The following is a 12,772-nucleotide window of genomic DNA, read 5'->3' on the forward strand; positions in this document are numbered from 1 at the left end:
CGGGATTCGTCATCACCCCGCCTGCACCAACCCCTGCGAAGACGCTGAGGATGCCTGCCAACGGCTGTAGAGATCGCGAATGCCGGCCTCCAGCTCAATGCGCGGACGCCATCCCATGGCCTCCATCTGCGAACAATCCAGCAGCTTTCGCGGCGCGCCGTCCGGCTTCGATGTGTCGAAATCCACGCAACCGCGATAATCCACGATCCTGGCGATCAGGAGTGCGAGATCGCGGATGGAAATCTCCGCCCCCGAACCGATATTGACGTGGCTGGCCGAGGCATGGTTTTTCATCAGAAAGACGCAGGCATCCGCAAGGTCGTCCACGTGCAGAAATTCACGCCTGGGCGTTCCCGTGCCCCATACAATGGCGCGGGCATTGCCCGTCTCCCTGGCCTCATGCATTTTGCGTATCAGCGCCGGCAAAACATGGGACTGCTGCAGATCGAAATTGTCGTTCTGTCCGTAGAGATTGGTTGGCATGGCTGTGATGAAGCATTGCCCGTACTGGCGCGCATAGGCCTCCGCCAGTTTCAATCCTGCGATCTTGGCAATCGCATAAGCCTCATTTGTCGGCTCAAGGCTTCCTGTCAGCAGTGCCCGCTCCTCGATGGGCTGGTCGGCATATTTAGGGTATATGCAACTCGAACCAAGCCACAGGAGTTTTTCCACATCAAGCCGGTGCGCGGCATGCATGATGTTCATGGCAATCATCGTATTCTCGTAGAGGAAATCGGCGGGGTGATGGGCGTTCGCCAGGATCCCGCCAACCCGTGCCGCAGCGATGAAAACAACATCCGGCCGCGCAACCGCCATCCATTCCTCTGTCTCGCGCTGACGCGTCAAATCAAGCTCGGCGTGATCAACGGTAATGAGGCGGCATTCCTCCTGCTTCAGCCGCCGCACCAGGGCGGAACCGACCATGCCGGCATGTCCGGCAACCCAGACCCGTTTGCCCCGAAGCGCGAAACTGTGCCGGGACACCTCAACCATAGAAGTCATTGCGGCTTTCTTCCCGCATGATCGTCCTCATATCCGATTCAACCATTTCCGATACGAGATCCTCAAAGGCGGTCGTATGGCTCCAGCCCAGCTTGATGCGGGCCTTTTCCGGGTTCCCCAGCAGCAGGTCAACTTCCGCGGGCCTGAAATAGCGCGGATCGATCTCGATGATCTCCTTGCCGCTCTTGCGGTCATAGCCGATTTCATCAACACCGCTGCCACTCCATTCGATGGATTTTCCAACCGTCGAAAATGCTCGTTCGACAAATTCGCGCACCGTATGGGTTTCGCCTGTCGCCAGCACATAATCGTCGGGATCATCCTGCTGGAGAATGCGCCACATCCCGTCGACATAATCGCGTGCATGGCCCCAGTCTCGCTTGGCCTCAAGGTTTCCCAGACGAAGCTTGTCCTGCAATCCACGCTCAATCGCGGCGACGGCACGCGTGATTTTCCTCGTCACGAATGTCTCGCCGCGTATCGGGCTTTCATGGTTGAACAGGATGCCGTTCGAGGCGTGAAAGCCGTAGGCTTCCCGATAGTTGACGGTTATCCAGTAGGCATAGAGCTTGGCCACCGCATAGGGGCTGCGCGGATGAAACGGCGTGCCTTCATGCTGAGGCGCTTCTATGCTTTTGCCGAAGAGCTCGGATGTCGAAGCCTGATAAAAGCGGCAGGTCTTTTCGATCTTCATGATGCGCATCGCCTCCAGCAGGCGCAATGTACCCATTGCATCTGCATTTGCGGTATATTCCGGCGTTTCGAAGCTGACCTGCACATGGCTTTGCGCTCCAAGATTATAAATCTCGTCGGGTTGGATTTCCTGAACCACCCGGCAAAGGTTGGTGGCGTCGGTCAAGTCACCGAAATGCAGGTGAAACCGGACATCATCATCGTGCGGATCCTGATAGAGATGATCGATACGGGCCGTATTGAACGACGACGATCGACGTTTCAGTCCGTGCACGATGTAGCCCTTCTTCAGGAGAAACTCGCTGAGATAGGCTCCATCCTGTCCCGTAACCCCAATGATCAATGCCTTTTTCCCAGTCATTCGCAATTCCCGTCCGTGTGTCCTTGAAGCGTGGTGACAAACGCATTGCCGCGCCGAATTCCATCATGGGGAAACCCGCCACCGGCAATGGATGGAAGCCAAGTATAGGCGGTGGCACCGAATAGGCACTTCGGTAATAGGGATAGGAATGCTGATGAAAAACAGCGATTCCGTCATGCGACGGCCGATAATGACACGACGGCATGCACATCTGTCCGCCTCACCCTCTCCGGAAGGCGTAGAGGCTTAAGCCCGCCAGAACCGTCCGTAGTGCGTTTGTTGATCTTGCTTGCGCGCGCCGCGACCTGCGAAACTTCATTCCTAGCTTTGCCTGCGCCCGCACAAAAGGGCCCGGGTATAGGAAGGATCCGGAATGAGAATTGTCTTCGCAAACCGCTATTTCCTGCCCGATCAATCGGCCACGAGCCGCATGGTATCCAGCCTGGCGTCCGCGCTTGCGCACCGTGGCTTTGACGTCACGGCAATCGCAAGCCGCACGCTGCACGACCATTCGGGTGTCGTTCTTCCGGCGGAAGAGATGATTGCCGGCGTTGCGGTGAAACGGCTTTGGGCCACCCGGTTCGGACGTCATCACCTGGCAGGAAGGATCGTTGACTATCTGACCTTCCACATGTCGGTTTTCATATGGTGCCTGAGATATCTTCGCCCCGGCGACATGTTTGTCGTTTGCACCGATCCGCCTTTGCTATCGGTGACAACCGCCCTGCCGGCCCTGTGGCGCAATGCGCGGACAATAAACTGGGTCATGGATCTTTTTCCTGAAGTTGCCATGGAACTGGAGATGCTTTCAAACAGAGGCATTCCGGGAAAAATCAGCAAGATGCTGCGCAACTGGTCCATGCGCAAATCGACCATGATTGTCTGCCCGACCGAAATGATGGCATCTTACCTGCAGGACGGCGGCATTCCGGCCAACCGGCTCCGTGTCATGCACCATTGGTCGGACGGCAGCGAAATCTATCCGGTTCCACGATCAGTCAATGGCCTGAGACGTCACTGGGGACTGCAGGATAAATTCGTCGTTGGCTATTCCGGCAACTTTGGCCGGGCGCATGACTTTACAACCCTGATTGAAGCGGCAGCCCTGTTGAAGGACGACAGCGATATACAATTCCTCCTGGTCGGGGGCGGGCAGCAGCGGGCGCGCATCGAGGAAATTGCCCAGAAACGCCAGTTGAAAAACATTCTGTTCAAGCCGTTGCAGCCTCCGGAAAGCATTTCGGAAAGCCTGAGTGCTGCCGATGCGCATATCGTCTCGCTCATCCCGAGGCTTGAGCATTGCATTGTCCCGAGCAAGTTTTACGGCATTCTGGCCGCTGGCCGGCCCACGCTCTTTGTTGGGGCACCCGATGGGGAGGTTGCAAACGTGATTGCATCAACCCGGTGCGGCGAGGCTGTCGAAATCGGCGAAAGCCAGAAGCTTGCGGCGCTGATCGTCCAGTTGAAGAATTCCCCCCAGCAATGCACCCAGATGGGGCGCAACGCACGGGACCTGCTGGAAACCGTCTATTCGCGCGACAATGCCGTGCAGTCATGGTCCGACGTCATGTCGGCGTTTCAGCAACCGGGTACGGATCCGTTGAGGTCCACCATTTTCAGGTCAGCATGATGGGTGGAACAGTTGTCGTCAGTCAGCTGGGAGCACGTATGCACTATGCCGTGCCCCGCATACTCGCCGCGCAAGGCCGGCTTGCGCATTTCTATACGGATATCTGCGCAACCGATAGCTGGCCACGTGTGATCAACAGCGTGCCCCGGTCGATGCTCCTCCCGTCTCTCAAGCGCTTGATCGGCCGCGTGCCCAAGGGCGTGGCGCCTGACTTGACCTCGACCTTTCCCGCATTCGGCGTCATCTCGGCAATCCGCCGGCTGAGAGTCACAAATGTCGTTGAACAAACCAGGCATGCCGTCTGGGCCGGGACCCATTTCTCGCAACTGGTGGCATCCAGCGGATTTCATGGAGCGGCCGGCCTCTATGCGTTCAGCGGTGATGCTCTTGAACAAATGCAGGCGGCCAAAGCCGAGGGAATGTGGACGGCGGTGGAACAGATGATCGCGCCGCGCGAGGTTGTTGAAGAGCTTGTGCAACAGGAACAACGCAGTTTTCCTGACTGGGCAGGGAAATATGAAGTGAACCGCTACGCACAAACCTTCGCCGCGCGTGAGAAGGCCGAATGGGCCCTTGCGGACATCATCATCTGTCCCTCCGAATTTGTACGCTCCAATGTTGTCGCTTCCGGTGGGCCTTCCGAACGATGTGTCGTCGTTCCCTATGGCATCGACGCTGAATTCGAGGACCGCAAGACCCTTCGAACGGATGGTCCCCTGCGTGTGCTGACCGTCGGCGAGGTGGGATTGCGCAAAGGCTCCCCCTATGTGGCCGAGGCGGCAAGGCTGGTTGGACCATCGGCACAGTTCCGCATGGCCGGGCCAACCATACTGTCGGCTGACATCCGGCACAAGCTGGCTGCAGTGGTGGAGCTGCGCGGCATCATACCCCGGTCGGAGATGATAAAGGAATATCAATGGGCTGATGTCTTCCTTCTCCCCTCGATATGTGAAGGTTCCGCCACCGCGATCTATGAGGCGCTCGCTGCAGGCCTGCCAGTCATTTGTACCGAGAATGCCGGCAGCGTCGTCAGGGATGGAATAGAAGGCTTCATCGTGCCTATCCGCGATAGCGAGGCGATCGCAGATGCACTTCTGCGGCTTGCAAAAAATCCGGCATTGCGCGCCCGCATGTCGAGCCAGGCACAGGAGCGGGCTTCGGAATTCACTGTCGAACGCTATGGCCATCGCCTTATGGACGCCCTGGCTCCCCGTCTTCAAAAGCAATTCGCGGCGGAACAACAGCCATGAAAACACACGCCGCACAGCCATTGTCTGAACAGACGCCAAGCAGGAGAGTTCCGCTATGCGCATAGTTCATATCATTTCCTCCATAGACCCCGTCCATGGCGGCCCGCAGGGCGGATGCATTCGCCTGGCAGCGGCGCAGTCCAGTCAGGGCCATGATGTGCATATCGTCAGTTATGGAGGACCCGACATACAGAGACGGGCTTTTGGAGCCGCCGCGACCGTCCCGCATTTCGCAGCGATAAAATGGCATTTGTTGCCGGATCCGGATTGGAAGGAGCGCATTCTTTGCCTACGGGGCCGCAAACAGCTACGCGCAATTGTGGACACGGCATCCTTCGTTCATGTCCACGGTGTCTGGGAACCTTTGCTCAAGGTCGCGGCAAAGATCGCACATGGCAAAGGCATCCCGTATTGCGTGCAACCGCACGGAATGCTCGATGTCTGGAGCATGAAACAGAAAGCCTTCAAAAAGCGGCTTGCCTTGCTTTTGGGTTACCGCGCAATGCTGAACAACGCCAAATTCATACTGGCGCTGAACGCGGACGAAGCCCAATTGCTCAAACCGCTGGAACTCGCATCGCCCAATCTCATCATTCCCAACGGCGTGTTTCTCGAAGAATTCGAGGCGCTTCCATCGCACGGGTTCTTCAGAGAACGTTTTCCGTCCATCGGCAACAAACGCATCATTCTGTTTTTGTCGCGGCTCCATACCAAGAAGGGCCTGGATATCCTGGCAACGGCCTTCGCGCGCGTCGCCGGTTCCTATCCCGATGTCGATCTGGTTGTGGCTGGCCCGGACGGCGGCGCACGCGACGCCTTCATCAATCTGGTCAGCCAGCTGCACCTGAATGACCGCGTTCATTTGGTTGGCGGCCTTTATGGCAAGGACAAGCTGCGCGCCCTCGTCGACGCCACCTGCTTTTGCCTGCCAAGCCGCCAGGAAGGCTTCAGCGTCGCTATTCTCGAGGCGCTTGCATGCGGATTGCCGGTTGTGATCAGCGATGCCTGTCATTTTCCGGAAGTCCGCTCAGCCCGCGCCGGCGCTGTGGTGACCCTTGCACCGGAGGACGTCGCATCCGGTCTTTGCGATATTCTCAGCGATGCGGGAATGGCGCATGCCATGGGCCGGAATGGCCGTCAGCTTGTTCGCGACCAATACACCTGGCCGCGGATAGCCGCATCAACCATCAATGGCTACATGCAGAGCATTCGCCCGACACTCCCGGCATCGTGATGCTGCACAGGCATGGGTTCACAAGGGACCGCCGCGCCGGAGCCTGACCGGTTTCGCCGGATTGCCGACATAGATCATCCACGGATCCAAGGCGCGCGCGGCGACCGCCCTTGCGCCAAGGACGGCGCCCTCCCCGATGACGACACCGGGGCCGACAAAGGCCTCCGCCGCCACCCAGGCGTTCGCCTCGATTCTGATCGGACGGCTGGTCAGCGGAAAATCGACGTCATCGACGTCATGGGTGCCTGTACACAAATGGGCGCGCTGTGAAACGATCGCAAAATCGCCGAATGTTATCTCGGCGACGTTGTAACAAAGCACACCTGGCCCCATGGATGCATGCTGTCCCATAACGAGATTACCGGGCCACCAGATCCGCGCACTGCCGCGAACAATAGCCGTGGGATGAATGCGCGCGCCAAAGCGCCTGAGCAGCCAGATACGCCAGCGGCTGCACGGCGACGGGGTCCAGGCAGCCAGAAGGGTCCAGCAAATAATCCAGCTCAATCGCATCAGTCTGAATCTCAAGGCGAAAGTCGCACCGCCTAAGCGAGGCAATGGCTCTCCTGACGTGTCGAGGGCCGTATCGGCAAAACGTGATCGCATCGTATTTCTCCCTTAAAACATTGCCCGGCCGGCGGCGTGCCGGCCCGGTGATCCCCGCCTAGCCCGATGCGGCCGGGTACAGGCGCAGAGGCGCTGTAGTGGCGAGCGATTGCACCGGCGGCGCGTGAGATGCCGGGCGCCGCGCCCATCCAAGGGCGGGCACCAGGAAAATCAGCATGTGCACCCACACAATCAGCGCCCAATCCGTCTGATGGGAAATGGCATGCATGGCCGGGACGATCGACAGCATGTAGACGATCTGCGCTGTCGTCGCGCCGGCATTGGCCGAGACCCACAATCGGCGGACGATATAGGACAGGAGAAGAAATTTCAGGGCACCAAAATACCAGAACGACTGAAAAGCATCCGCCATTCCCGTTTCTGTTGTCCCGGTCAAAGGATTGTATTCGCGGCCCAGGGATGGCAGTTTTGCCATCAATGCGGTTTTGAACTTGTCGCCAAAAATCTGCGCGGGAACATAGTTGAAGACGAGACGGTTCCAGTGGAACAAGCCATAGTCGAATTCCAGCGACATATCGGTGTTGTAAACCCGCAATATGGCATTGCGCATTTCCGGCCCGCCGTTCTTCAGAAGATTGTCGAAATTGGATGTGATGTCGATCCGGGAGATGTCGCCCCAGATCGGTCCGGAATTGGCGCGCGTTATGTCACGGTAGTCGCTCATCGAGCTCATCAGCAGCATGCCGATCACAATGCCGATGACGGCAAATGCGCGCGGCACGACCCATGATCTCTGGAACCAGAATGCCAGAACGAATATCGCAATCAGTTCCACCGCTTCAGCCCGCTTGCCCGTCACCACGATCCGGTCGAGATAGAAGACCAGATCCCCGGCAATGATGATGGCAGCCATCCAGGAAATGCGGCGGGCGAAACACAGTGCGGCAATGGCGAGGCCATAGCTCATGAACCGGGCAAAGAACAGCCATGCCACGGGCGCGCCGCTCATCTGGACGCCGACGGAAACGTCACCGGGCAACCGGCTCAGCTTGTAATAGAAATAGGCCCCCGTAACCGACAGCAGCAGTGAAACAATCAGAAGCTTCCTCTCTTCAAAGGACTGGTGAAGGAAGCGGAACGGCTGGGCATTTGCCGACCATCCGATCCGGCACATGATCAGGCAAAGAATCGAAAACGCTATCGTCTTGACGTAGGCTCCATGCGGCAGGAACGGGTCCGCCGCGAGTGCTGGAATCTGCGGCAGGATAAAGCTGAATGTGATGACGCCGACCAGAAACGGAAACTGGTAAATCCGTTCGCGCTGCAGGAGACCCCAGCCGATCAGCCAGAGAACTGCAGCGAGCATCAACCATGTGAAAAGCCAGTTCATGCCAGCATCCCCGCGGCAAAGGTCCGGGCATCCCGTTCGCCATGATCTTTCCACAAGGAGGCACGCAGCATATACCAGAGGCTCTTGGGGTATTCCTTGAAAATCTGAACGCCGTCCTGCTCGACCGCGATCCGCCAGATGGGAACGTCCGGCTCGACGGGAACCGACTGCCACTGGATGTTGAACGCGATTTGTCTGAAACTGTTCAGGGCGCGCCGCGAATGAAACCAGCTGGTGACGAGAATAGCTTTACGCACCTGCATGCGTTGCAGGATAGGACTGGAGAAAAGCGCATTCTCCCAGGTGTTCCTGGACTGGCACTCAACCGTGATTGATCCGGCTCCGACGCCGAAGTCTATCAGGGACTTGCGTATCCAGTAGCAATCCCCATCGCCGGTTATCAATATTTTCTGCGCCATGCCAGCCTGCCACAAACGCGCGGCCTGGGCGGCCCGGGCAGGCCCGTCTCCGCCCAGAATAACGATGATGTCCGCCTGGGTAGCGGGGCTGCGGGCGCTCAGCAGCGTGTTGGCAAACAGGATTGCCAGGGGATAGCTGCTCAGGGCACACAGGCCGAGGAAAAGGACAGCGGTGAACCTCCAGCGGCGAACCGGACGTCCGCCTTTCCGCTTCGAGATGGGCGCAGGCACCGGCGTCATATCGATAGACCATGTTCGCGGCGGCGCTGCTCCTGAATCTTGATTACAATCATGTATTCGTAAGCAGCAATCAGCCGGCAATAGTGGTAGCCCTGCCAGCCATCGAGGAATCCGCCGCGCAACAGATACATATAGGCAAAGCGGGCTGCCGGACGGAACGGTATCCGGTATGACAGTTCTTTGAGCGCTCTGCGCCGGGCTTCGGGAAGCGGGCTGAAAAACTCCTTCCACGGGATGCCCTTGTCGCGCAGGATCTGCAGCGACTCCTTCGCTTCAAAGCCGGAATACCTGTTGTGCTTGTCGAACCAGGCAGTCAGGCCCTTGCTGAAACTGTAGTGGATGAAGTGGGATTCCAGCCGTCCCGTCGGGCCGTCCCCCACGCAACGCGAATGGCATTCGCGCTCATATCTTACTCGCTCCGGGCGGCACAGCCGGGTTATCCAGGTCGGATAAAGGCTGCTGTGCTTGACCCAGCGCCCCATGAACATGTTCTTGTAGCGGACGCGGAAGAGCGCTTCCGGCCGGTCGGGATCACGCGCAATGGCCAGCATTTCATCGCGCAGATCGTCGGGGGTAATTTCGTCCGCATCCGGCATGTAGACCCAGGGATGCTTGAATTCGATTTCCTTGAGGCCGTACATGCGCTGCCTGGTTTCCGTTTCATATTTGTGCTGATAGATTCGCGCCCCCGCCGTCCGGGCTATCTCAAGCGTTTGATCGGTGCTGAAGGAATCCAGAATGACGATATCATCGCACCAGGACAGGGATGCCAGACAGGCCGGAAGACTTGCTTCCTCATTCAGCGTCATGATCAGGACAGATACTGACACGCGAACACTCCATTCGTAGGTGCTAAACGGGATCCGACAATATGCCGGGGTTCGGCTGCACCGGTTGATGATTGGTGCCGAAGTTCTTGCCCGCCTCGGGGCGCAGAAGAACGGGCGGAATAGAATTGAGCTGTCCCATTGTTGCCGGACGCATGCGCACGGCCTGGCCGGCGCCGCTCGCCAGGAAAACAAAGGCCGAATGAATGATGACCGGGACGAATAGGCCAAATGTCATCAGGTAGTTGGAGGCTCCCGCCAGGATGCCGGCGACCCCGACGCCACCGCAAAGCGCGGACGATGCCACGATGATATTCGTGGTCATCGCATGGGAGTGCGACCTGTCCAGCAGCAGATGATGCAGATGCCAGCGATCCGCCGTGAGCGGGTTGCGGCCCGCATGCAGCCTTCTGACGATAAGGCTCATCGTATCGGTAACCGGCACGACGACGATCCAGAGCAAGACGGGAAAGGCAATCTCGGCCCGCCGCGACAGGGTGATGATCAGATAGGCAATGACGGCACCCAGCGCAGTGCTGCCGGCATCGCCAAGAAATATTCTGGCGCGCGCGGACCAGGGGCTGCGCATGTTGAACAGGAGAAAGCCGCACACTGCAGCCAGGAGCACGAGGCTGGAGCAGCCCAGCGCTCCAAGCCCCTTGTAGAAAGAAAGCAGGCTGATCCAGAAAATGGCGGCAGCCGCGCAGCCGCCTGCAAGTCCATCCACGCCGTCAACCATGTTCCATGAATTGATCAGGCCGATAACAAACAGAATGGCAATGATCGTCAGGACAGGCAGTGCTGAACCGGCGAGAGCCAGGGGCAGCATGTTTGCCACATAGATGCTCGGTCCGGCCAGCGGGATGACCAGAATGGCGCTGGCGAAAAATTGTACAACGAGCCGGGTTCGCGCCGAAAGTTCCATCCGGTCGTCCATCACGCCAATGCTCAGAACCATCAGAATGCCGATCCAGAAACTGACCGGGAACGCTGCGGCGCCTCGGGAGAAAAGACTGACCAGAAAAAATGCCGAAAAGATCGCGATGCCACCGCATAACGGAACGACATTTTCGTGCTGTTTCCGGCTATCGGGATAATCGACGAGGGCCAATGCATGGGACGTCTTCTTGAGAAATCCTATGAGCAATACTGTCATGGACAGCGTGGCAAGACAGCTGGTGAACCAGAAGAACAAGGTCTACCCCCACTTGGTGATGCATTCATCAATGCCAGGTGTCATCACCTTCATTGTTGACGTGAATGCTTTTCCGAAAAGGTAGCGCTGCCCTGAAACCAGTTCTATTTAGGAGAAATGACGAGAAGGTCCGTCTGAAGTATGAGGTAGTATGGACCTTTGGACTACGGTGGCAAAGGCGGGTGCCTATGTTTCTGCCACGCACGGTGCGTCCTTCGGGTGCGTGCCCGCCAATGCCTGCAAAAGGTTTAAGCAGAACAAGCCCATCAGACTATATTTTCTGCCCAAGTAAAAACTTGGAACTATCAAAATCATGACCTGGGCCGCGTCAAGCAAACTATCCGGCCTACCCGAAACCGCTCCAGACTATCAATCAGCCTAGGCAAGTCACGCCCGCGTCACTCCCAAGTAATTAACTTAATCTTTATTAATGCCGAATGGGCATTGCCGCGCGGACGGGCATTTTGAATTACGCGCGAAAAATAACGAAAAAACAAAAACTTACAGGTCTATTCCTGTCAAAAATGGGGGCAAGCATGAATAGTAATGTGCCTTTTAACCTAAGCGAATGCATGAATAGCGAACCCGGAAAGAACTTTGAAAGCAAATCCGACAACAGCATCTTCATTTATGCTGAAACAGGGGTCGTTTTCCAGGGACTGGTCAAGTCATTGGAAAGAACATTCGCCGATATCCGGATAACGCTGTCGAGCTTTCTTCCCGATGCCCAGGATCCCGACCCGGGCATCGGCTTGGTCCTCCTGCAGACGGAGCTGATCACCGATCTTCCCGACTGCATCGAGCGCTGCCGGATATGTTTTCCCAATGCATCCATCACGCTGATGATCAATGGCGATGGATGTGCATCGCAGGGATTGAACAGATTGTTCTGCGACCGGAGAATCCAGGGCCTGCTTCCGTTCACGCTGAAACTCGACATCTGGCTGGCTGCCATATGGCTGCTGCTCAATGGCGGCGAATACTACCCCTACGGCGTCATGCAGTCGCTGGAAAAACTGGCAAAGGACGGCCATGCCCGCCATCAGCAGCCGTCTCTGGCGGACGGCAAACGGGCGCATCTGTCCGCCGCCAAGCCCATCGATACTTTGACATTGCGCGAACATCAAATTCTCGAGCTGCTCTCCGAAGGGCTGCAGAACAAAACCATCGCCGACCGCCTCAGCCTGTCCGACCACACGGTCAAGGTCCATGTCCATAATCTCATTCGCAAGCTCAAGGTGCACAACCGGACACAGGCAGCCGCCGTCTACCGCAATCACATCGATCACGAATCCCTGCAATCGGCCTTCAGCTGGAACACCGAGCGCGCCTTCAGCCGCAATACCGAAATCACAGACCTCATCATCAATATCTGACGGAGCGCACCATGAATCCGCCTCTCCTGGAAGGAGACGGGCGCGCGTCGGTCTGTTTCATGCTGCGCAACCGATCGGGGGCCTGAATGGCGGATACCCCTATCGTGATCTCGCCGTCTTTGGCGGCCATGGAGCAACCCACTAAACTGCGCCATGGACATCGCCCCTCCTCTGGGGCTGCGGCAAAACCATGCACAATAACGGCGCAGGCTGGACAAGCGAGCGGACTTGGCGCGGGAGCGTCTACGCGATACGCACAGACGCCGACCCCCCCTAAAAGCAGCCAGAGGAAATATAATAGATGCATTCTGGACAATCATGAATATATCAGCGAAGCTACCTGTATAAACTCGCTAAAATATAAGTATATAAATAAAAATTGGAAATAAATATCAAAAGATACGGGAGAATTCATTAAAATTAACTTCCTTATAATTCATGCATTATACCAGCCATTCACGCCATATTTGGCGCAATGAAAATCCGCCCGCATTTTATATCAAAATCAACCATTTCCTGTCGACTTCGAGCTCAGCCTACGCCCTTGGGTGAAACTCCCGCCAACCTGCTTAATTCAAATTTATTACG

The 12,772-nt window shown here is 57.1% G+C and carries 11 protein-coding genes; 4 read left to right on the forward strand and 7 right to left on the reverse strand.

Annotated features, from left to right (window positions below; translation table 11 throughout):
• Positions 1–12: 12 nt before the first annotated feature.
• Positions 13–1,002, reverse strand: coding sequence for a GDP-L-fucose synthase family protein (locus tag C5750_RS18065; RefSeq protein ID WP_162800152.1), 990 nt, complete (start codon positions 1,000–1,002; stop codon positions 13–15).
• Positions 986–2,056: a GDP-mannose 4,6-dehydratase gene (gmd, locus tag C5750_RS18070; protein ID WP_105735310.1), complete on the reverse strand. Its 1,071-nt coding sequence runs from the start codon at positions 2,054–2,056 to the stop codon at positions 986–988. Before gmd ends, C5750_RS18065 begins: the two co-directional genes overlap by 17 nt.
• 373 nt (positions 2,057–2,429) lie before the next feature.
• Here gmd and C5750_RS18075 point away from each other — a divergent pair, with 373 nt between their 5' ends.
• The 3 genes from C5750_RS18075 to C5750_RS18085 are packed head-to-tail and all read left to right on the forward strand — an operon-like array spanning position 2,430 to position 6,170.
• Positions 2,430–3,686 (forward strand): glycosyltransferase family 4 protein, encoded by a 1,257-nt coding sequence (locus tag C5750_RS18075; RefSeq protein WP_245421156.1) that lies wholly within the window; start codon positions 2,430–2,432, stop codon positions 3,684–3,686.
• A complete protein-coding gene (locus C5750_RS18080) occupies positions 3,686–4,936 on the forward strand; it encodes a glycosyltransferase family 4 protein (RefSeq protein WP_105735311.1) in 1,251 nt (416 codons plus the stop codon). The genes C5750_RS18075 and C5750_RS18080 overlap by 1 nt, the downstream gene beginning before the upstream one ends.
• A 55-nt stretch (positions 4,937–4,991) precedes the next feature.
• Positions 4,992–6,170, forward strand: a complete 1,179-nt coding sequence (locus C5750_RS18085; RefSeq protein ID WP_105735312.1) for a glycosyltransferase — start codon at positions 4,992–4,994, stop codon at positions 6,168–6,170.
• 18 nt (positions 6,171–6,188) lie between these two features.
• On the opposite strand, the gene C5750_RS18090 is transcribed toward C5750_RS18085, so the two are convergent.
• From C5750_RS18090 to C5750_RS18110, 5 genes are read right to left on the reverse strand one after another with little or no spacing between them, the layout of a single operon-like run.
• Positions 6,189–6,776 (reverse strand): LbetaH domain-containing protein, encoded by a 588-nt coding sequence (locus C5750_RS18090; RefSeq protein WP_105735313.1) that lies wholly within the window; start codon positions 6,774–6,776, stop codon positions 6,189–6,191.
• A 58-nt stretch (positions 6,777–6,834) separates the two neighbouring features.
• On the reverse strand, positions 6,835–8,127 hold the full coding sequence (locus tag C5750_RS18095) for a hypothetical protein (RefSeq protein WP_245421157.1): 1,293 nt from the start codon (positions 8,125–8,127) through the stop codon (positions 6,835–6,837).
• Positions 8,124–8,786 carry a YdcF family protein gene (locus C5750_RS18100; protein WP_105735314.1) on the reverse strand — a complete coding sequence of 221 codons (663 nt, stop codon included), beginning with the start codon at positions 8,784–8,786 and terminating at the stop codon, positions 8,124–8,126. The genes C5750_RS18095 and C5750_RS18100 overlap by 4 nt, the downstream gene beginning before the upstream one ends.
• On the reverse strand, positions 8,783–9,616 hold the full coding sequence (locus tag C5750_RS18105) for a glycosyltransferase family 2 protein (RefSeq protein ID WP_105735315.1): 834 nt from the start codon (positions 9,614–9,616) through the stop codon (positions 8,783–8,785). The genes C5750_RS18100 and C5750_RS18105 overlap by 4 nt, the downstream gene beginning before the upstream one ends.
• 22 nt (positions 9,617–9,638) lie before the next feature.
• Positions 9,639–10,808 carry an MraY family glycosyltransferase gene (locus C5750_RS18110; protein ID WP_105735316.1) on the reverse strand — a complete coding sequence of 390 codons (1,170 nt, stop codon included), beginning with the start codon at positions 10,806–10,808 and terminating at the stop codon, positions 9,639–9,641.
• Positions 10,809–11,380: 572 nt separating this feature from the next.
• Here C5750_RS18110 and C5750_RS18115 point away from each other — a divergent pair.
• On the forward strand, positions 11,381–12,184 hold the full coding sequence (locus tag C5750_RS18115; protein WP_110003338.1) for a helix-turn-helix transcriptional regulator: 804 nt from the start codon (positions 11,381–11,383) through the stop codon (positions 12,182–12,184).
• The last annotated feature ends 588 nt before the right edge of the window (positions 12,185–12,772 follow it).

Origin of the sequence: Phyllobacterium myrsinacearum, from assembly GCF_002980555.1 — a bacterium.
GTDB classification, from domain to species: domain Bacteria; phylum Pseudomonadota; class Alphaproteobacteria; order Rhizobiales; family Rhizobiaceae; genus Phyllobacterium; species Phyllobacterium myrsinacearum.